The organism is Haladaptatus marinus, from assembly GCF_051194195.1.
Genome location: NZ_JBLZNK010000003.1, coordinates 539,617 through 558,351 on the forward strand (window position 1 = coordinate 539,617; position 18,735 = coordinate 558,351).

Sequence of the window (18,735 nt, forward strand, 5' to 3'; positions counted from 1 at the left end):
TCGGGGTCACAAAAATCCCGCCCTCCCGGCATGCAACGTCCAATGCGTCGTTGAATCGGGCAACGTGGCGTTTCTCCGGGCGAACCGTTTCCAAACGGTGGAAACGGTCTCCCCGGTTTATCGGGGTTATCGGTGTAGGCAGGGGTATCCCAGTACGTAGCTGGGTGGGAAAACAATGGCACATCAGAGACACATGCAGCACTCACAGGGACAGATCGGACAACAGTACGGCCAGGGTCAGCAGTACGGTCAACCCCAACAGCAGCGGTATCGCCAGCCACAACAGCAGTTTGGCCAACCGCAGCAACAGCAGTACGGCCCACAGCAACAGCAAGTCGGGCAACCGCAGCAGCAGGGACAACCACGGATGCCCGGGAGAACGATGGATGACCCAGGTGATGGTTTGGAAGACCGAATCGCCTATGAGGCACAGGGCGGCCGAACCGATTACCAGGGCGGTCAGCAGGGGATGGGCCAGCAAATGACACAACAGGTTGGCCAGTTCGAAGACCAGCTGCCGGGCGAGATGCGCGTCGCACTCGATGACTTCGAGAAGGCCGCGAAGGTGTGTGATTGGTGTGCCGACCAGTCCATCGACAAAGGGCCGCAGATGGCCGACTGTATCCGTCTCTGTCGCGATGTAGCAGACCTCGGGACGCTGAACGCGAAGCTTATCGCGCGCGATTCGGTCTTCGGACCGGAACTCGCGGAAGTGTTCGCACATGCTGCCGAGGAATGCGCCGACGAGTGTATGCGACACCAGAACGCACACTGTCAGGAGTGTGCGTCCGTGCTATCCCGAGCCGTCGATTCGACCTACCGACTGCTCGATGAACTCCAGAGTGGTCAGATGGGAACGCCCACTCAACAGCAGCCCGTTCAACAGCAGTCGGAGTTCTAAGGTCACCTTCCTTTTTCGGAGAGAAGTTTATGCTTGCTGAACGCGAAGATGAATATCCATGATGGTCGGCCACGCCCTGTTAGCCTTCGCGCTAGCGGCACTCATTGCCAACCGATACTGGCCCGCCGAGCGCGCGCTCGCATTCGGCGTAGTCGCGGGTGTGTTTGCGGCAACACCTGACGTGGACATGACCTATGCACTGATCGGACTCGCACAGGCCGGACTCGGCGGCGTCTGGAAAATGACCGCCGCGTTCTGGGGCAGTTCGCAGCTCGTCCATCGAGCAGTGACACATTCACTCGTCGTCGCTTGTATCGCCGCACCCGGATTCGTCTTGATTACCGGGAGTCGCTCCAGGCGGGCGATTGGCGCACTCGTTCTCTCGGCACTGGTCTGGATAGCGTTCGTCAAGAGCGGCATGCTCGGCGCGGGCGTCATGCTTGTCTTCGTGCTGGCTGGAGCAGTAGTCGCACTCGTCGCGGAATGGCGAACCACGCTTCGGCCGCGAGACCTGTTCGTCGCGGCGGTGTTCGGCCTGCTGTCACACCCGTTTGGCGACCTGTTCACTGGCGAACCGCCCCAATTCCTCTACCCGTTCGACATGATGGTGTTCCACTCTCGGGTTGCCCTCCTCTCCGACCCGACGCTGAATCTGCTCGCCATCTTCGGATTGGAACTGGCAACCGGATGGCTCGCCATCTACGCGTACTTCCGCCTGCGAGACGACCATCGCCACGACGAACGGTTGCTCAGCCACATTCACGGCCGGGCGACCCTCGGTGCAGGATACGCGCTATCTGTGCTGTTCCTTCCCGCACCGACGCTCGACGTGTCCTATCATTTCGTCTTCTCGGTGCTCGCGGTCGGGGCCGTCGGCGTCGGTCCGAAGCTGTATCCACTTCGTTCGTTCCACGTCGAGCGCGACCCCCGAACGTGGCTCTGTACCGGCATGGCCGCAGTTACGTTCGCGGTACTGGCGTATGCTGGGGCGTACATCACGGCCTAACCTTTCTTACCGACGGCACTCCTATCGGGCAATATGTCACAGCGAATTAGTCGGCTAGACGCACTCGTCGAAGACGAGCGCGTCAACGCCGGAATAGGGTGGGTTCTCATCGGATTTTTACTGGTTGTCGCCGCCGTGAGTCTCCTCCGGTCGGATTTTTTGTGGGCTCTGTTCGCCGGATTCGTCTTCATACTGGCGACAATCCCGCCGCTCGCCTTCCGAAGTGCGGAAGCCATGCTCCCGTGGGAGGTGCTGATACTCGCCGCACTGCCGGTTCTCGGGCGCGCGCTCGCGACGCTCGCGCTCACCACGAGGGTGGCCACGTATCTCTCGGTGGCCGCGCTCGCGCTCATCGTCGCCGTCGAACTGCATGTTTTCACGCCGGTTCGGATGACACACTGGTTCGCCATCCTCTTCGTCGTCATCGTGACGATCGCGACTGCGGGCGTCTGGGCAGTCATCGAATGGCTGTCCGACGTATATCTGGGCACAGCGTTCATCGAGAGTGAGCACATGCTCATGTGGGATTTCGTCTACGCGACTGCAATCGGCGTCGTGGCCGGTCTCGTTTTCGAACTGTACTTCCGGCGGGTCGCCCCGGCGCAAGCGCGACTTCCGACCGACTTGCAGGAGCAAGTAAAATGAGGGTTCGCGAGCGACTCGGCATCTCGAATCGCAGACAGCGACAGTTGACCCGTGCGATGGAGTTGAGCCTCGTCGGCATCTTTTTCATCGGACTGGACAGGGGCAACCTCGGAATCATGATCAATGCCGGAATGGCGTTCGCCATCACACTCGTCCCGGCAATCCTCGAACGGGATTACCAGATTCCGATGGATGCTGGACTGACGCTATGGATTACGACCGCCGTCTTCCTGCACGCGGTCGGCACCCTCGGCCCGTATCAGAACGTCTGGTGGTGGGATCACGTCACGCACGGCTTGTCCGCCTCGCTCGTCGCCGCGGTCGGCTACGCCACGGTTCGAGCGTTGGACGCCCACTACGACGATGTCTACCTCCCACCGCGATTTATGTTCATTTTTATCCTCATGTTCGTCGTCGCGTTCGGCGTCATCTGGGAGGTCATCGAATTCGGCGTGAGTGGATTGGCCGTCGTCTTCGGCGGGCGGGCGGTGTTGACGCAGTATGGACTCGACGACACGATGCTCGACCTCATGTTCGACACGGTTGGGGGCCTCATCACGGCGATTTGGGGTACCGCGTACCTCTCCGACGTGGTCGGGGCGCTCACGGAACGCCTCGATAATCGAATGCGAGGCGCGGAGTACGGGCGACGAGACGATTGAGCGGAGCAGAGTCACCGAGTCGAGGTGACGCGATATGTGGACGAACGGCCAATGCGACTTTTACCGGCGACGGGAAAACAGAACATGCCATGGTGTTCAAGAAAATCACACTTATCGGAACGAGCGACGAGAGTTTCGACGCCGCCGCCGACGACGCCATCGACCGAGCGGAAAAGACGCTCGACAACGTCAAATGGGTGGAAGTAGACCACCTCGGCGTCGAAATCGCCTCCGTCGAAGGCCGGGAGTATCAAGCCGAAGTGACGGTTGCCTTCGAACTGGAAGAGTAAAGGGAGAAATCACGCACCGCAGTAATTTTTTAGCGAAACAGTCGAAAAGCCGGGATGCCACTGCTGTTGGAAGAACAAACGAGCAGTAAAATCACGACGCCATTCCCGATTTCGGGCTCCTGCGCGGATGGTGGTTTTCGAGGGTAGTTACGTCCGGAAGCTTTCGCCACAGCCGCATTCGCTCACGACGTTCGGGTTGTCCACGTGGAAGCCAGCGCCCTGAAGACCGGTTTCGTAATCGACGATGCTCCCCTCGATGTAGTTCATGCTCGCCGGGTCGACGAACACCCGCAGGTCGTGATGGTTGAACACCGTGTCGTCGGATTCCGGTTCGTCGTCGAACCGCATCCCGTATGAGAGTCCGGCACAGCCACCCTGCTGGACGAACAGGCGCAGTCCGGCCACCGTCGGGTCGAGACCCTCGCTCTCCAACAGATCGAGTGCCTGTTCGGCGGCCGTTTCCGTCACCTCGATTTGCGGGGTTTCCCCACTTTGCGCGGAGTCAGTACTCATAGGTGATGTTTGTCGGTCAGGCCTCATTAACGTTCGCCCCTAGCAAGGATTTGGTAGCGAGGACGTTGTGAACTAGTTTGGTCGATGAGTGGTAATTCTGCAAAAATGTCGTTGGCAGGTTGATTTTCGGAATTCGCGCTAGGTAATCACGGCAACAAATACCGCCACTGCACCGCTTGCTCGCGGCTTCGCCGCTCGCTTTCGCGAGTTCTCCGAAATCTCGCAGTCCTCGAAACCTCACCAGCGCGCGCCACATCGCTTGATTGCTCAGCCACATGGTTGCGCCAGCGCACTCGCACGAGCGACGAACGCCAGTAAGGCACGGGTGCAATTCCGCGCTGGCGGGGAGAAGTGGAGAGACTGCGGTTGCGGTGCGGAGGCGGTTTCATTGGAGTCGGCAGCAGCTAGCGACAAAGAACAATCGACGACCAAAAATCAAATCTGCACAAAACTCACGAAGATGTCACTATCGAACTACTCTTCACCTGAGAAATTTTTGCGAGAGCCTGTTTGTTGGCCCTTATGAGGTTTTTGCGAGGGAAGAGCGCTCCGATGCGGTCTTCCTGCACTCTGTTATGAGTGCGAGGGAAGGGATTTGAACCCTTGGACCTCTACAGGAGCGGATCTTGAGTCCGCCGCCGTTGGCCGAGCTTGGCTACCCTCGCACGCATCTCCTATTCTGTAGCGGGTAAGTTAAAACGTTCCGAATCTGAAAACGACACTCCTTTTCCATCTCACCGCACCTGTCGAAGCATGACCAACGGACGACTCGAACTCGCCGAGCGCGCGGCGAAGGCGGGAAGCGAAGTCGCAGCCAACGGGTTTCGAAACAACCTCGTAGTGGAGACGAAATCGAACAAAACCGACGTGGTGACGGAGGCCGACCGCCGGAGCCAACGCCGGATTATCGAGGTCATTTACGAGACGTTTCCCGACGACGCAATCGTCGGCGAAGAGGAGGATGCACTGAAGGAGGTTCCAGCGGACGGAGATGTCTGGATAATCGACCCCATCGACGGCACGAACAACTTCGTCCGCGGGATTCCGATCTGGGCGACCAGCGTCGCCGCAGTCCGCGACGGTGAGACGGTCGCCGCCGCGAACGTCTGTCCCGCGCTCGGGGATATCTACACCGCGGACACGGATGGTGCGTATCTGAACGGCGAGCGGATTTCGGTCAGTGACCGCACCGACCCGGAGACGTTCACCGTCTGTCCGACCATCTGGTGGGACTTCGACCGCCGGGACGAATACAGCGCAACGGTACGAGGCATCCTCGAACGGTTCGGCGACATGCGTCGATTCGGCTGTGCGCAAATCGTCCTCGGCATGGTCGCGAGCGGCGCGCTGGATGGCACCGTGACGAACGTCGTTCCGAACCCGTGGGACACCGTCGCGGGCGTCTCCATGGTTCGGCAAGCAGGCGGGGAAGTGACCGACATCCATGGCGAACCGTGGACGACCGAAAGCAGGGGACTGGTCGCATCCAATGGGGAGGCCCACGAGGAGGTGCTCGCGGCGGCGCGCGAGGCCGAAGCATAATTGTGGAAAATAGGACGACAGTCATTTATAATTCGGAATACTGCAATCACACTCCGGCGAGTGGTACAAATATTTATTAGTGGGGCATTTCGGTAGCGATATGAAGCTGGATGACACGGACCGCGCTATCCTCCAAGCACTCCAAAAAGACGCCAGGACACCGTTCAGCGAAATCGCCCGCCAGATCGATATGTCCAGCGCGACAGTTCACGACCGAGTCAACCGTATGGAAGAAGCCGGAGTTATCACGGGATATCACGCGAACGTCGACCCCAAAAAGGTCTCACTCGGTATCTCCGCTTTCGTCGGTCTCCGCGTAGAGCAGGGTCGAGAGAAGGATACGCTCAAGAAACTGGAAACCATCGACGGGATTCAGGAAGTCCATCTCACCACCGGTTCGTGGGATGTGATGGTACGGGTGTACGCCGAAGACGCGGATAGCCTCCGCGAGTTGATGTTCGACACGGTAGCGCAGATGGACGGCTTCGCCCGTTCACAGACGATGGTCGTTCTCGGGTCGCCGTTCGAGAGTGAGGAACTCCCGCTCGCTATCGACGACCAATAACGAGGCCGGAACCTTAAGCCAGACCGGAACTGTAAAACGCGCTCGCTCCGGTTCGTGCGATATGGACACCGCAAGCGAGGGAATCGACAACGAACGGACGTGGGCGGGAGCCGTCGCCGTTGCCGTCGTCGCACTCGTCGGCGGGGCACTCGCGTTCCCGAAACAAGTGTACGACGGCTTTATTTGGCACTACTTCTGGGGGCCGGTCGCTGCCGACGCGAAAGGCGCACAGTGTGCGATTCGCGAAGGAGGGACGCCGAGGTACATCTACGACGCTGGAGCCTGTGCGGGATTTCCGGAACCGGTCGCGGAACCGGGCTACACGCTCGTGTCGGAAATCGGCTACGCGGTGACGCTCATCGTCGCGCTGGTGGGACTCGTTTTCCTCCTCCGCCGCCTCGATGTCGGACAAGATAGGAGCCTCTTTTACGCCCTGTTTCCCTTCATGCTGTTCGGCGGGGCACTCCGGGTCGTTGAAGACGCCGACAACGCGCTTCAAGCGGTCGGAAACGGCGCGATTCCGTTCCCGTGGAACACCCTCATCATCAGCCCAATCATCTACTTTACCGTCTTCGCCATCACGCTTTTCGCCCTCGTCGTGAGCGTCGCGCTGGCCCGCAGGGGAGTCGTCGATGAGTACGAGTACCCGCTCGCCGGAATCGGGACGATTGTGCTAGCCGTCACGGTTGGCTATCTGCTCGTGCTAGCCGTCACGACCCAAGAAGTCGGTTTCTACCCGCAAATCCTCGTAGTCGTCCTCGGTGGCGCAACGCTGGTCACCGCGATCACATGGGCGGCGGTAAAACGGTACGCACCCGAAATCAACGCCGGAACCGCGGGTATCGGCGCGGTCATCATCTGGGGGCACGCGGTCGACGGCGTCGCCAACGTCGCCGTCCTCGATTGGGCGCTGGCGTTAGGGCTCGAAGGTCAATACACCGCGAAGCATCCCGTCAATCAAGCTATCGTCGATATCACCTCCTCCGTCCTCCCGGCGTCGGTAACGTCCGTCATCGGTTCCGCGTGGCCGTTCTTACTCGTTAAAATCGCGGCGGCACTCGCCGTCGTCTGGGTGTTCGACGAGCAGATTTTCGAAGAAAGCCCGCGCTATGCAATTCTCCTGCTTATCGCTATCCTCGCAGTCGGCCTCGGCCCCGGTACGCGCGACATGCTCCGGGCGGCGTTCGGAATCTAACGGAGTCGTTCGAGCGTCGATTCGGGGTAATACTGGTCGCCACAGTTTTGACATGCTGCGACATCGACCGACCCCACATTTCGGAATCCCAGTCGGTCGACCGACACGCTTTCTTTGGATAACGGCGACCCACACGTTGCACAGGTTAGGTCGAACTCCGTCGTCATACTATCACCCAAACCGATGTGTAGCCCATATTATGCATGATTAATAGCCCACCACTCTGAAAGATACGATGACTTCTGATATAAAACCCGTGTGTTTCGCTAACACGGTACAGTTGGCTCACCCTACGGATACGGATGTGGCTCTCGATCGAGTTTCGGGTCGAATCCGAGCACGTCCGGGACGGTGCGAGCGCGCTCGCCGAAGAACGGGTCACCGGTAAACAGCGGTTGTGCCTCGGGTGCGAGGACACGCACCGTCTCGAAACCGAGCGATTCTACGTCACGAGTCGTGAGGCGCGCACCGTACACGTCGAATGTCTCGCTCGTGCGCGAGACGACCGCTTGTAATTCGGCAGACCCCGTCGGAACCGCACTTCCGACGCTCTCGCTCGGTATCGTCGTTTCCGGCGAGACGAACGGACGAACCGGTTCCGGAAAGTCAGCGTAGTGGGCAATCGACCCCTCCGCGTTCGCCGATTCTTCCGGCCCCATCAGTTTCAGTTCCGTCCAGTTCTGGAGCGCCTCCGCGAGCGCAGACCGGGCCGCAGCATCAGGGTCGAGATTCGCCCCCGACCCGACTGCGAACTTCGGCCACTCGTTTTCTCGATGAACTGCGACTGCGACCACCGGAACGTCCACGTCCTGCGTCACGAGAAGGGCAGTGACGTCGAGGGATTCCGCACGCGCTCGTTTCGTCAGTTCGTCGAATCCGTCGTCTTCGACCTGCAGTCCGAGCGGTTCGAACGATGAGTACCATGCGAGCATGGTCGCATCGCGCTCGATCACCTCGTACAGCCCCGACAACAGGGCCTCGGTGGTCGAATTACCCAACCCCAATCCCGTCGTTATCGCTGGCTTGTATCGCGCGTTCGACGGCGGGAACTGGACGAATTCCGCCGGGAGATGAACCGGCGTCCCCGTGTCGAGATTCCGCCCCGGAACCCACGCGAGTTCGTCGTTCCCCGGTTCGACCCACCCCGTTGGACGAACGAACTCGGCAGGCGAGACCGCATCTTCGAGGTCGGATGGACGTGCCACACCGAACTCCGACTCACGATAGATGCCCGCACAGTAGCGTTCCATCCCCTCTCCCAACGCTTTCATTAGTGCCTCATCCCACTCGCCAGCGACGCCCGCCGACTGCTCCGCGGCGCGCACGTCGCTAAATCCGGATGTATCACAGACGTTCGCCAGGTAGTAGGGAACTGGAAATGACGACACTTCCCCGAGCGACGCGACGGGGCCGATTCGCTCGTCTAGTGCTATTTCCGCGTATGAAACAGCATCGTCCAGACTTCGTTCCATATGGTCGATGCCCAGCGTTCGGTCGCGGGCATCGCCGCATGCGGGACAGTTCGGAACCGGCAGCAGTCTGCGCTCTGCGTGGGGTACTTCCACGACACCACCGAGTACCGGCGATTCCCCGCCGAACCGAAGCGTCACCGCTTCGCGTCCGGCGAGCGCCCCGGCGAACCGAGCAGTCGCGGTATCCGTGACCCCCTCGTCGGTATCGACGTCCCCCGCGTTCGACTCGACACGCGTTCGTAAACATTCAAAACACGCCGTTTCGGCCGTGAAACCGGAAATTGCGGCGTTTACGTCCGGAAGTGAGTGACCACCAATTCCCCCGAGTTCGACGGCGAGCCACGGCGTTCTGGAACGGTTCACGCGCCCGAACGCTCTCGAACCGACTTCTCCGATGACCACGGCGAAATCCACATCACCAACGTCACCTGCTTCGATTTCGGTGACGGTTCCGTCCGTATCGGACAGTGCAGTAATCACAGCGTCGGCCGCAGGGCCGGTTCCGACGACGCCCAGCAGGGTGCTCATGCGCGAGACGAGACGGGCGGATGCCAAAAACGCGACGGATAGCCGCCGCTAGAAGGTGTGAAAAACCGAAGGATTTCGGAGTTAGTGAAGGATACCCTGTGCGACGCTTGCAAGCTGGTCGGTGTCCGCGGTCTGGAGTTCGTCGTTGGCGAGCTTCAGGCGGAGGCGTGGGCGACCAACGTCGATGGGAACCTTCTCCGTGCCGATGAGGCCCATATCTTCGAGCTTGGTCTTCGTTCGAGAGAACGTCGCTTTGCTGGCGATGCCGACGTCCTCGCCCCATTTGCTGATGTCGTAGAGCAGGGCTTCGTTTTTGGCCGCGACGAGGAGGCTGATGGTCACTTCATCGAGACCGTCGCCGTCACCACGTGCGGTTTCGAGCGATGAGAGCACGCTGTTGAAGTCGTCCTCTGCCTCGGGGCTGATCTCTTCTCCGAGCGTCTCGCGGACACGCGTGATCGGGGGCGTGCGCAGGGAGAAATCGTCTGCGTCTTGCCAGTGAGTCGTGTATGTACCGTAGGCCGCATCAACGAAGTCGCCGTCGTCCGAGGTCAGACCGCCAACGCGGTCGCCCGCGGTGACGAGTGCGATGACGACATCGTCGGTGACGAGGAGCGAGTTTCCGGAGGAATCGTCCGTCGTTCGGAGGGTGAGGACACCCTCGTCAATGAGGTCGGCGGCGTTGCTGGCGATGATGAAGTCCTCCATCACGTCTTTCAGCGTGCTCTCGTCCGCGAGCATGCGCATCTCAGGGAGGTCACCGTCGTACTCCGTTGCGGCATCGATGAGCTCTTCGATGGCGTTTGCGGATGGGTTGACAACGACCATGACTTCGGGACTTTCGTCGATAACGGCACGAAGGATTTCGTGGACGCTTTGGTTCAAGAGGTTCGATTTTGTTTCCATAGTGGGTCGGACGAGATTCATCTATTTAATTTTAACGCTCAAAATCAACGGAAATCATAGGTTATGTAGCATGAACAATTAGTCAATGTCGTAATTATAATCGCCTAATTCGTATAATACCACCCTGAAAACCAGAAAGTCTTCGGAATCTTATAACTTTGGGAATTCAGCGAAATCGTGTTCAGAAAGCAGATACTGACGTATTTTTCGTCCCCTACAGGTGTTGCTGAACACCCCATCTGAGATAAATCCTGAGAGTAATCGCTAATTACCAATTACACCTTCCGTGAACAGTCCGAAAGAATGAAGTATGGATGTGAAGTATCAACACATGTCATGCGAGGAAAAATACGCGATTGGCTCATTGGACATCCAAAAGCATTGAACGCCGCATTCGGATTGCTGTTCGGATACACGGTTCTCGCGGAGTGGGGAGTATCTCCCTTCGTAGCTGGTGGAGGAATGGACGGACCATAATCAAAGACCGGATTTGATTTCGTCCGACCAGTACAGTTCTCCTTCGTAAATCGTTGGTATTTTCGCCCGTTGTAAAAATGAAACAAGCGTGTCGTAGCTTAGTTCGTAGCTTGTAGTGTTGCCCGGAATGTACAATTTATCATCGCTTTTGAGATAGGGGAGATAACAGCTCCCGGGCATTCGGACTGCCTCGCAATTATACTCTAGAAGATACTTCGAACCGTTGGATTGCGAAAGTCGACCAACGACAGGAAACCTGTTTTCACATTGTGCCAATTGGTGTGTTCCGTCACCGACGACAGCGTAATCTTTGTTCATCATTATTCGTCGTCGAGCGAGTTGAAGCGCGTGTTGGATGCTAAATCCATTTATTAGCAGTCGGGCGAACGACACACCGACTTTCGCCGCCTGCTTGTTCAGCACTTTGTTGAACGTAACCGCTCCTGCAACACTTCCTTTCGTAATTAGTTCCATTCCCTCGTAGTACGAACCGCAGGCGTTAAGGAAGAACGTTTGAACTTCGCTTTTCGTTATCGCCGCAACCGAGAGATTTCCATCCGTGCATCGAAGTCCATTTTCCTCACAGTGACCGATGTAGTGGACGTAATCACACGGCGTCTCCAACACATCGGTGAGCTCGTCGCATGTCAAATGTTCATGGATAGTGACCTCGATGGGAAGATCTTTCGCTCGGTCGCGATAGATGTTGGCGGCGTCCGCATGTTCGTCGCCCATCTCGTCGTCGTTCAGAACCAATGCCACTTCAATTTCGTCGCTGTCACGGTCGAAGTATTTGAATCGGTTTTCGTACGCACTCGCCTCGGCTTTGAACACGTCGATCGGGACGCCGTCGGCGAGCCACCCGTGAACGCGACCGCGATGTAGTGTCGGCTTGATTCGCTCCACAGAGTTGACGCCCTCCGCTCGAATTGCCCGATACGTACCACCGCTTGCTACGGCGCGTTGGGGATTGCTTGATTCGGACGGTCGATTCCGATAAAAATCGCCGAGAGAAGCATCCAGCAGTTCGTTTCGATTTAGATTGGACGATTCTGGCAGGTAGATGAGGCTGAGACTGGAAAGCAGATGCGGAAGCGTTGAGACGCTTTCGAGCGTGGGCTCGACGTACATCGACAGATGCCAATCCGGAAATTCGTCGTCGATCCGTTCGAACTCACAGAGGTCGTACGCGAGGAGTTGTTCGGCGGGCGTCGCCTCGTATGTCGATTTCGGGTCGATATCGACTTCGTCCAGAAGCGGCATCTCCGCGAGGTTCCACCGATGTGGGCCGCCGTTGCGGACGAGACAGTCGAGGAAGAACATTCGTCGAAGCATATCCGCAACCTCATGTTGATACTGCGGAAGCGAACTAAACGTGTAGGTGAAGTTAACTCCGGGCGCTCGGAGGACTGGTCGCGCGCGGTTCTCGACGGTTACGTTCGCTTGGAGATAATACGCGAGCGGTGCCGTGACGAACAGCGTATCGAAATCGTCGGGAACCCTGATTTCGATACCAACGTCTTTCTTGTTTTGGCGAACTTCTTTCGGAATGTCCAGTTCCTCACCCACCTCGAATCGTGGTGGATGGCTCCGTAATGTCGGAAACGAACGATCTGGGCCGGTTGTTTTGTGCGACGATGAGGCGTAGGAAATCGCCGTCGCTAATCCGTCAGTCGTTGGTGGAACGGTTATCGTATCGACGGGAATTTCGTGATGGCTGCGGAACCCGAGCGTTATCGGAATCTTGTCGTCGAAAGCGATAATTAACGCGTCGAAATCCGACGTTTTTTGAACCGTCGCGGGGCCGGAAAATCGAAAATACGTCTTGATATTTCCGTGGACGTTCGCCAAATATTCGCCCTCGGGGAGTTCGAGCACTTCCGTATCGCTCCCGTGGTGGTGTCGCTCACCCGAACCCACGTCCGTAATTGTAATCAAACTTGGAGGAAATCGAAGTTTCGATGCGTATCCGGCGACGGTTTCGTCGATGGGTCTATCGATGCGCTGCGTTTGGCCACCACTCCGCCAATCAGGCGCACATATCGTAATTCCGGTTTTCGTCCGGTCAAACGCGCGAAGGCCGGTATTTGTCTCCTCCCATTCGATCATACCGATGATAAAAGCGTTATCTCACTGTTAGTTTATATTTCTGTCGGGGACTCCCTACTAGCCGAAAGGTAAACTTATACGCCGTGGTATCCCGGATTTGCACATGGAGTATGACGATGTTCGGTCGGTCGATCCGGCAGTTGCAGACGCTCTCGAAGCGGAAGTCGAACGGGAACGTGATACGCTGGAGATGATCGCCAGCGAAAATTTCGTTAGTGAGGCAGTACTGGAAGCGCAGGGAAGCACGTTAACGAACAAATACGCGGAGGGATACCCCGGCGAACGGTACTACGGCGGTTGTGAGCACATCGATACCGTGGAATCGCTTGCCATCGAACGTGCGAAGGAACTCTGGGGCGCAGAGCACGTCAACGTCCAACCGCACAGCGGGTCGCAGGCGAACATGGGCGTCTACCTCGCCGTCCTCGAACCGGGTGACAAAATCCTCTCGCTTGACCTCACTCACGGCGGGCACCTGAGTCACGGTCACAAGGTCAACTTCGCCGGCAAACTGTACGATGTCGAACAGTACAAGGTAGACCCGGAGACGGGATATCTCGATTACGACGCAATCTACGACCACGCCGTCGAGTTCGACCCGGACATCATCGTTTCGGGCTACTCCGCCTACCCCCGCGAAGTCGAGTGGGAGCGTATTCAGGAGGCCGCAGACGAGGTCGGCGCATACCACCTCGCGGACATCGCCCACATCACGGGTCTCGTGGCGGCGGGTGAACACCCCTCGCCGGTCGGTATCGCGGACTTCGTCACCGGTTCGACACACAAGACGATTCGCTCTGGTCGCGGTGGCATCATCATGTGCGACAAAGAGTACGCCGACGCCGTCGATTCGGCGGTCATCCCCGGCATGCAGGGCGGCCCCCTCATGCACAACGTCGCTGGCAAGGCAGTCGGGTTCAAGGAAGCACTCGAACCGGAATTCGAGGAGTACGCCGCGCGAACCGTTGAGAACGCGAAAGTGCTCGGCGAAACGCTCCAAGACCACGGTTTCGGACTCGTCTCCGGCGGCACCGACACCCACCTCGTGCTCGTAGACCTGCGTGAATCCCACGAGGACGTGACCGGGAAGGACGCGGAAGAAGCCCTCGAAGACGTGGGAATCGTCCTGAACGCGAACACCGTTCCGGGCGAGACGCGCTCGCCTTTCGTCGCCAGCGGAATCCGTGCTGGCACACCCGCGCTGACGACTCGCGGGTTCGATACCGAGGACATCGAACGCGTCGGCGACCTCATCGCACGCGTGGTGAACAATATAGATGACAAGGACGTGAAAGCAGAAGTCGCGGAAGAAGTCCAGGCGCTCTGCGACGCGAACCCGCTGTACGAGTAGTTTCGGAATTCGGGGAAGGTTCGATTCGAACGGGCTTCCAACACAAAACTTATTTTCCAATTTTGACAAATATCGTGTACGGTGAACTCACGACGTCTGTTCCGTGGTGTTTGCGGCACTCTCTTTGCGTTTTTCGGCGGTTGTGTAGGACAAGATGTGGGTACCAGTCCCGGTGTCCCCGACACGACGACTACGACCGAAAAGGACTATCCCGACACAATTTCCGTAACGGAGACGATCAAGCGCGAGGAAATCGAATATCTGCCCGAAAAGGATTTGGTTCGGTACGTAGCGGCCTATCGGCGAGAGAAAACACGGGCGGGTGAGTCGAACGACTCACCCGAAAGGGAACCGGTGTCCGAAACCATTCCGTTCGATGACTGGGCAGAAACGGAGTGTTCACATGTCGGCGCGACGGCAGTCGATTCGGCGATGCAGCGTCGATTGGGTACTGCCGAGGGCCTCGCCGCGGGAATCACGCACGAAGATGGGGAACAAATCATCGCACTCGAACATCGGACGATGCTCAACTGGGACGGCGACGTGGTTTCGGAACCGACTGTGAAATACGAACGAGTGAAACGAGTGGCACCGAAACGAGTTCGGGCGACGATTTCGCTCGACGGTAACGAACACACCTCGGTTGTTCCGGTAAAGACCGAAAAAACGACGATACAACGGCAGTAGTCGCGGAACAGTCGAGAACGACTGTACACTGGTGCAGTAGATGTAACTACGCACACGGAGAGGTTTATCCCATGTCAGAACAGCTAGCGGGCTTCAAAAGCGCGGACATCGTTTTCACCGACGGAAAAACCCTCGCCGACGTGACCGTCGCCATCTACCCGGGATGGATACGAATCCAGACCGAAGCCGCGAACCAGTTCCATCCCCGCGAGCAGGTAGACAGGATTCAGTCAAATCGCCAGTAAGGAAGTGACCGTGATGATTTGTTTGCTCTCTACCCCATCATATTCAAGATTGTGTATATACTGGAGTCAGTAGGGTCAAAAATACTCACAAACCCGAATGTTGAAGGGGCTTCGAACCGGATGATTTGCCAATGACGGACATCATCGACGGGAATGCAGTCGCCGAGCGGATTCGAAATGACCTCGGAACGGGTATCGACGCGCTGAAAGACGAGGGCGTAACACCCGGGCTTGCGACGGTGCTCATGAGCGATGACCCGGCGAGCGAGACCTACGTCTCGATGAAACAGCGTGACTGTGAGGAAGTCGGCATCAACGGCATCCACGTCGAAATCGACCCCGATGCGCCCGCCGAAGAACTGTACGACACCATCGAGAAATTGAACAACGACCCGGAGGTGCACGGCATGCTCGTCCAGATGCCCGTTCCCGACCACGTCGATGCCCGTCAGGTCATCCGTGCCATCGACCCGGCCAAGGACGTGGACGGATTCCATCCCGAGAACGTCGGAATGCTGGTCGCGGGACAGCCACGATTCAAACCTTGCACACCCCACGGCGTCCAGAAACTCCTCGAATCGGCGGACATCAACCCCGAAGGCAAGGACGTGGTCATCGTCGGTCGGTCGAACATCGTCGGCAAACCGCTCGCCAATCTCCTCATCCAGAAGGCCGATGGCGGGAACGCGACAGTGACGGTCTGTCACTCCCGCACGGATGACCTCGCTGAAAAAACACAAAACGCGGACGTCGTCGTCGCGGCCTGCGGCGTGCCGGAACTCATCGACGGGTCGATGCTCTCGGATGGGGCAACCGTCATCGATGTCGGCGTCAACCGCGTGGATGCCGATACGGAGAAGGGGTACGAACTCGTCGGCGACGTGGAGTTCGACAGTGCGAAGGAGAAAGCAAGCACGATTACGCCGGTTCCGGGCGGCGTCGGCCCCATGACCCGAGCGATGTTGCTGTACAACACGGTGAAAGCCGCCGGACAGCAAGCGGAAATCGAAGTGGAACTGCCGTAAACCAGGAACCGAAAAAACGAAGCTGCGAGACGCGGGACTGCTGGTTTTCGATTAGTTGCCGATGTCGACGAGCGCCTGCCACGTGTTCGGGCCGACGACGCCGTCTACGGACATCCCTTGCGAGGACTGGAAGCTCTGGACGGTGTTGGTGACTTCCGAGCCGTAAATGCCGTCGTGGTACTGGAGGTTGTAGCCATGTTGTTCGAGCAGGTACTGAATCGTGTACACGGCCTCGCCTTGGTCGCCGTTCGAGTAAATCGGCCAGCTGTAGCCGCCACCACCGGAGTCGATGTGGTCTGCGAACGAGTTCATCACGTCGCGGATGCCTTCGGCCCAACTGAGATCCGTCGCGTAATCCTGATTCATCCCTCGAAGGGTTGGGCCGTAGGACGAGTAGTAGTGGTCACCACCGAGGGTCAGGTACTCGTCCCGAATAACGGGAATGACCGTCCGGATACACTGCGATTTCGAGGAGAACGATTCAGCACAGGAGTACGGACAGCTGTCGTAGGCTTTCCAACCGTAGATGTTGTTCTTGTCCTGTGCGATGTTGCTGGTTCCCCATGCGGATTCCCACGCGGCATGGGCAGCCATGTACACCGGGTTGATGCCTTCCTGATTGCCGACATCGACCCACGTGTCGCCGAGTCCGATGAGCGGACTGTCGGAACGAACCTGCTGAATCGCGTAATCGAGGTTGCTACCGGAGATGTTCTCGGTATTCGTGAGGTCGCTGTCGATGGAGTATCGCGCCGCGGCACCCGTACCCGTCAGTGCGCCGAAACCGCCGATCGTTGCGATGCTTGCCGTCGCGCTTTTGAGGAATGTTCGTCGTGATTGCATCATTGTTTCATACACCTAATGTAGGTAACATAATCATAATCTTTATAATCAAATAAATTTGTAGTTTGAATTGAGAATTAAAATTCGAAGTCAGGTCATGGAGATTCGGTGATCAGTCGCTGTGGCTGAGCGTCTCACGTGCACTATCCAATGCGTTCTCGTCATCCTCCCGGAGGTAGCATGCAAGGTCGCGTGCGGCCTCCACGAGCGCGTCAACCGTGTCTATATCGAGACCTCCTTCGAGTGCACGTGCGCGTCGGACATGTTCGCCGAGCATTTCGAGCGTGTTCCGGCCCTCACGAGTCAGGTCGTGTTCTCTCACCCAGTCGCCCATCTCTTGATGGTAGTCGTGAAGGGACTCCGCGTCAGCGAGTCCACGAACGTCATACATCGACTGCGGCACGTCGGCGGTCGCAAGGCGTTCTCCTTCGTCCGCCTCGCGGAGAAGGGAGAAAAAGTACAACTCTTCGTCGTCGGTTATCTCCAAGGTGCGGGAAATCACGTCCGCGACGTGCCGAAGTTCCTGTGCCATGAGATACGTATCGTCCAGTGGTTGCAGTTTGCCTCCTTTGATGAAGCCGCGCTTTCTGACGTACTCCCGTGCGGCATCCTTCGCTAGAGCGGCGATTTCCCGAAGCGGTTCTTCGTCCACAGCGCCGCGCACCTTCGTCAGGTCGAGAGTTACGGCGCTATCCGTGTGTTTGACACGGTCGTCTTCGAGTCCGACGCTCTGCATGCTCTCACAGTTCGGACAGGCGATGCTCCCCGTTTCGTAGTACGACCACTGCGTTCCACAGTTTTGGCATTCGCGGGTTCCGCGAACTTTCATACACACTCCTTCTCGTGCCGGGATGAAAACTCTCACGCGGTCGATAGCAAATCAACAGAATAGTGAATATAGCAAAAATCAATTCATATCCGTGATCGAATACGAAGAACCGCTTCTGAAACTTCGCGCCCCCATGTCTCCGGCCGACTGGTCGGCTTACGTCGCGCCACTCACACTGATGGCCGGTATCCTCCTGGTACTGATGCTTGTAGTGGCAGGTATCGACGGGTTCTCGGTCGTCGTTGCTTTCGTCGTCCTCTGTCTCGGAACAATTGCCGCCGGACTGGTTGTCTACAATCTCCTGATGGTCGTCGTGATCTGGCACCATCGGAGATAGCGATCGAACCGCCATCGACTCCATCGAATCGTCCCGTAGATTTATCCGTCACCTCCGTCTATCTGTTAGTACGATGTCGAGTGATGCTCACTCTGAGGATAGAGTAAGTCGCCCACCGGCGGCTGGTCGAGAAATTCTCGACGACGGATAGCACAACAAATTCTACTGAGGAAGACTATCCCGGAGATTTACATCTCACTGTAGTAAGTACGGACGATGGCGTCTCGGTGACGGTTTTCGGGGAACTGCATGAACTGTCCAGACGCGAGGCCGACCGCTTGCGCGAGGCACTCGGACGGGCGCTGACCGAACGCAGGGAGTTTCTCAACACGGTCGGCGAACGCCGCGACGATGGGAGCTACGTCGTCTCACGTCGAGGGGCAGAGTCGTCGGGACACCGAAAAGTGTTCGAGAGCTTCGAGGCGCTGGTAGAACTATACGACCGACTTTCGGCGGAGTTTACCGCCGAGGACGTCGGCGAGCGCGGACTGACCGGCGGACGACGACATATGCTCGTACACCATTTCGCAGAGCACCCCGAATTCGACTGCGAACTCGCCTCGCGCCAACCGCTTACTGCGCGAAAGGTGTGATTTGTGGTGAGCGC

General features: G+C 57.9%; 21 protein-coding genes and 1 tRNA gene. 14 read left to right on the forward strand and 8 right to left on the reverse strand.

Annotated elements, in window-relative coordinates; all coding sequences use genetic code 11:
- The first annotated feature begins 175 nt into the window (after positions 1 to 175).
- From ACN2TU_RS08620 to ACN2TU_RS08640, 5 genes are all read left to right on the forward strand, one after another.
- Positions 176 to 901: a four-helix bundle copper-binding protein gene (locus tag ACN2TU_RS08620; protein WP_435154675.1), complete on the forward strand. Its 726-nt coding sequence runs from the start codon at positions 176 to 178 to the stop codon at positions 899 to 901.
- A 58-nt stretch (positions 902 to 959) separates the two neighbouring features.
- A complete protein-coding gene (locus tag ACN2TU_RS08625) occupies positions 960 to 1,907 on the forward strand; it encodes a metal-dependent hydrolase (protein ID WP_435154677.1) in 948 nt (315 codons plus the stop codon).
- A 33-nt stretch (positions 1,908 to 1,940) separates the two neighbouring features.
- The gene (locus tag ACN2TU_RS08630) at positions 1,941 to 2,552 is read left to right on the forward strand and encodes a hypothetical protein (protein ID WP_435154679.1); all 612 of its coding nucleotides are present in this window, start codon (positions 1,941 to 1,943) and stop codon (positions 2,550 to 2,552) included.
- Positions 2,549 to 3,214 carry a DUF2238 domain-containing protein gene (locus ACN2TU_RS08635; protein WP_435154680.1) on the forward strand — a complete coding sequence of 222 codons (666 nt, stop codon included), beginning with the start codon at positions 2,549 to 2,551 and terminating at the stop codon, positions 3,212 to 3,214. Before ACN2TU_RS08630 ends, ACN2TU_RS08635 begins: the two co-directional genes overlap by 4 nt.
- An 89-nt stretch (positions 3,215 to 3,303) precedes the next feature.
- On the forward strand, positions 3,304 to 3,504 hold the full coding sequence (locus ACN2TU_RS08640; RefSeq protein ID WP_435154681.1) for a dodecin: 201 nt from the start codon (positions 3,304 to 3,306) through the stop codon (positions 3,502 to 3,504).
- 147 nt (positions 3,505 to 3,651) lie between these two features.
- Here the strand turns inward: ACN2TU_RS08640 and ACN2TU_RS08645 are convergent, their stop codons facing one another.
- Complete coding sequence (locus tag ACN2TU_RS08645) at positions 3,652 to 4,017, reverse strand: HesB/IscA family protein (protein ID WP_435154683.1); 366 nt, start codon at positions 4,015 to 4,017, stop codon at positions 3,652 to 3,654.
- A gap of 580 nt (positions 4,018 to 4,597) precedes the next feature.
- A tRNA-Leu gene (locus ACN2TU_RS08650) sits at positions 4,598 to 4,682 on the reverse strand.
- Positions 4,683 to 4,770: 88 nt separating this feature from the next.
- Here ACN2TU_RS08650 and ACN2TU_RS08655 point away from each other — a divergent pair.
- The 3 genes from ACN2TU_RS08655 (at position 4,771) to ACN2TU_RS08665 (ending at position 7,319) form a co-directional block, all read left to right on the forward strand.
- Complete coding sequence (locus ACN2TU_RS08655; protein ID WP_435154685.1) at positions 4,771 to 5,559, forward strand: inositol monophosphatase family protein; 789 nt, start codon at positions 4,771 to 4,773, stop codon at positions 5,557 to 5,559.
- Positions 5,560 to 5,659: 100 nt separating this feature from the next.
- Entirely contained in the window at positions 5,660 to 6,124 is a 465-nt protein-coding gene (locus ACN2TU_RS08660; RefSeq protein ID WP_435154687.1) for an Lrp/AsnC family transcriptional regulator, read from the forward strand.
- 61 nt (positions 6,125 to 6,185) lie between these two features.
- Positions 6,186 to 7,319, forward strand: a complete 1,134-nt coding sequence (locus tag ACN2TU_RS08665) for a DUF63 family protein (protein ID WP_435154688.1) — start codon at positions 6,186 to 6,188, stop codon at positions 7,317 to 7,319.
- Here the strand turns inward: ACN2TU_RS08665 and ACN2TU_RS08670 are convergent.
- The 4 genes from ACN2TU_RS08670 to ACN2TU_RS08685 form a co-directional block, all read right to left on the reverse strand.
- Entirely contained in the window at positions 7,316 to 7,486 is a 171-nt protein-coding gene (locus ACN2TU_RS08670) for a DUF7479 domain-containing protein (protein ID WP_435154689.1), read from the reverse strand. The two genes, ACN2TU_RS08665 and ACN2TU_RS08670, sit on opposite strands and share 4 nt — an antisense overlap.
- Positions 7,487 to 7,609: 123 nt before the next feature.
- On the reverse strand, positions 7,610 to 9,319 hold the full coding sequence (locus ACN2TU_RS08675) for a YcaO-like family protein (RefSeq protein ID WP_435154690.1): 1,710 nt from the start codon (positions 9,317 to 9,319) through the stop codon (positions 7,610 to 7,612).
- 81 nt (positions 9,320 to 9,400) lie between these two features.
- Entirely contained in the window at positions 9,401 to 10,225 is an 825-nt protein-coding gene (gene tbsP, locus ACN2TU_RS08680) for a transcriptional regulator TbsP (RefSeq protein ID WP_435154692.1), read from the reverse strand.
- A 477-nt stretch (positions 10,226 to 10,702) separates the two neighbouring features.
- Positions 10,703 to 12,811 carry a hypothetical protein gene (locus ACN2TU_RS08685; RefSeq protein WP_435154694.1) on the reverse strand — a complete coding sequence of 703 codons (2,109 nt, stop codon included), beginning with the start codon at positions 12,809 to 12,811 and terminating at the stop codon, positions 10,703 to 10,705.
- Between the two features lie 103 nt (positions 12,812 to 12,914).
- Between ACN2TU_RS08685 and glyA the strand changes: the two genes are divergently transcribed.
- From glyA to ACN2TU_RS08705, 4 genes are all read left to right on the forward strand, one after another.
- Positions 12,915 to 14,162, forward strand: coding sequence for a serine hydroxymethyltransferase (glyA, locus tag ACN2TU_RS08690; RefSeq protein ID WP_435154696.1), 1,248 nt, complete (start codon positions 12,915 to 12,917; stop codon positions 14,160 to 14,162).
- A gap of 81 nt (positions 14,163 to 14,243) precedes the next feature.
- Complete coding sequence (locus ACN2TU_RS08695) at positions 14,244 to 14,849, forward strand: hypothetical protein (protein WP_435154697.1); 606 nt, start codon at positions 14,244 to 14,246, stop codon at positions 14,847 to 14,849.
- A gap of 71 nt (positions 14,850 to 14,920) precedes the next feature.
- Positions 14,921 to 15,094 carry a hypothetical protein gene (locus ACN2TU_RS08700; RefSeq protein ID WP_435154699.1) on the forward strand — a complete coding sequence of 58 codons (174 nt, stop codon included), beginning with the start codon at positions 14,921 to 14,923 and terminating at the stop codon, positions 15,092 to 15,094.
- 131 nt (positions 15,095 to 15,225) lie between these two features.
- Positions 15,226 to 16,119 (forward strand): bifunctional methylenetetrahydrofolate dehydrogenase/methenyltetrahydrofolate cyclohydrolase, encoded by an 894-nt coding sequence (locus tag ACN2TU_RS08705; protein ID WP_435154701.1) that lies wholly within the window; start codon positions 15,226 to 15,228, stop codon positions 16,117 to 16,119.
- 51 nt (positions 16,120 to 16,170) lie between these two features.
- Here the strand turns inward: ACN2TU_RS08705 and ACN2TU_RS08710 are convergent, their stop codons facing one another.
- Both ACN2TU_RS08710 and ACN2TU_RS08715 read right to left on the reverse strand, forming a co-directional pair.
- Positions 16,171 to 16,965: a glucosaminidase domain-containing protein gene (locus ACN2TU_RS08710; protein WP_435154702.1), complete on the reverse strand. Its 795-nt coding sequence runs from the start codon at positions 16,963 to 16,965 to the stop codon at positions 16,171 to 16,173.
- 109 nt (positions 16,966 to 17,074) lie between these two features.
- Positions 17,075 to 17,791, reverse strand: a complete 717-nt coding sequence (locus tag ACN2TU_RS08715) for a DUF7117 family protein (RefSeq protein ID WP_435154703.1) — start codon at positions 17,789 to 17,791, stop codon at positions 17,075 to 17,077.
- Positions 17,792 to 17,882: 91 nt separating this feature from the next.
- Between ACN2TU_RS08715 and ACN2TU_RS08720 the strand changes: the two genes are divergently transcribed.
- Entirely contained in the window at positions 17,883 to 18,128 is a 246-nt protein-coding gene (locus ACN2TU_RS08720; protein WP_435154704.1) for a hypothetical protein, read from the forward strand.
- A 227-nt stretch (positions 18,129 to 18,355) separates the two neighbouring features.
- Positions 18,356 to 18,721: a DUF7528 family protein gene (locus tag ACN2TU_RS08725; protein WP_435154705.1), complete on the forward strand. Its 366-nt coding sequence runs from the start codon at positions 18,356 to 18,358 to the stop codon at positions 18,719 to 18,721.
- The last annotated feature ends 14 nt before the right edge of the window (positions 18,722 to 18,735 follow it).

What these genes read in the sequence shown, in the direction of transcription:
- ACN2TU_RS08620 (WP_435154675.1), top strand. Translation starts at nt 176, where the DNA reads ATGGCACATCAGAGACACATGCAGCACTCACAGGGACAGATCGGACAA.
- ACN2TU_RS08625 (WP_435154677.1), top strand. Translation starts at nt 960, where the DNA reads ATGATGGTCGGCCACGCCCTGTTAGCCTTCGCGCTAGCGGCACTCATT.
- ACN2TU_RS08630 (WP_435154679.1), top strand. Translation starts at nt 1,941, where the DNA reads ATGTCACAGCGAATTAGTCGGCTAGACGCACTCGTCGAAGACGAGCGC.
- ACN2TU_RS08635 (WP_435154680.1), top strand. Translation starts at nt 2,549, where the DNA reads ATGAGGGTTCGCGAGCGACTCGGCATCTCGAATCGCAGACAGCGACAG.
- ACN2TU_RS08640 (WP_435154681.1), top strand. Translation starts at nt 3,304, where the DNA reads ATGGTGTTCAAGAAAATCACACTTATCGGAACGAGCGACGAGAGTTTC.
- ACN2TU_RS08645 (WP_435154683.1), bottom strand. Translation starts at nt 4,017, where the DNA reads ATGAGTACTGACTCCGCGCAAAGTGGGGAAACCCCGCAAATCGAGGTG.
- ACN2TU_RS08655 (WP_435154685.1), top strand. Translation starts at nt 4,771, where the DNA reads ATGACCAACGGACGACTCGAACTCGCCGAGCGCGCGGCGAAGGCGGGA.
- ACN2TU_RS08660 (WP_435154687.1), top strand. Translation starts at nt 5,660, where the DNA reads ATGAAGCTGGATGACACGGACCGCGCTATCCTCCAAGCACTCCAAAAA.
- ACN2TU_RS08665 (WP_435154688.1), top strand. Translation starts at nt 6,186, where the DNA reads ATGGACACCGCAAGCGAGGGAATCGACAACGAACGGACGTGGGCGGGA.
- ACN2TU_RS08670 (WP_435154689.1), bottom strand. Translation starts at nt 7,486, where the DNA reads ATGACGACGGAGTTCGACCTAACCTGTGCAACGTGTGGGTCGCCGTTA.
- ACN2TU_RS08675 (WP_435154690.1), bottom strand. Translation starts at nt 9,319, where the DNA reads ATGAGCACCCTGCTGGGCGTCGTCGGAACCGGCCCTGCGGCCGACGCT.
- tbsP (WP_435154692.1), bottom strand. Translation starts at nt 10,225, where the DNA reads ATGGAAACAAAATCGAACCTCTTGAACCAAAGCGTCCACGAAATCCTT.
- ACN2TU_RS08685 (WP_435154694.1), bottom strand. Translation starts at nt 12,811, where the DNA reads ATGATCGAATGGGAGGAGACAAATACCGGCCTTCGCGCGTTTGACCGG.
- glyA (WP_435154696.1), top strand. Translation starts at nt 12,915, where the DNA reads ATGGAGTATGACGATGTTCGGTCGGTCGATCCGGCAGTTGCAGACGCT.
- ACN2TU_RS08700 (WP_435154699.1), top strand. Translation starts at nt 14,921, where the DNA reads ATGTCAGAACAGCTAGCGGGCTTCAAAAGCGCGGACATCGTTTTCACC.
- ACN2TU_RS08705 (WP_435154701.1), top strand. Translation starts at nt 15,226, where the DNA reads ATGACGGACATCATCGACGGGAATGCAGTCGCCGAGCGGATTCGAAAT.
- ACN2TU_RS08710 (WP_435154702.1), bottom strand. Translation starts at nt 16,965, where the DNA reads ATGATGCAATCACGACGAACATTCCTCAAAAGCGCGACGGCAAGCATC.
- ACN2TU_RS08715 (WP_435154703.1), bottom strand. Translation starts at nt 17,791, where the DNA reads ATGAAAGTTCGCGGAACCCGCGAATGCCAAAACTGTGGAACGCAGTGG.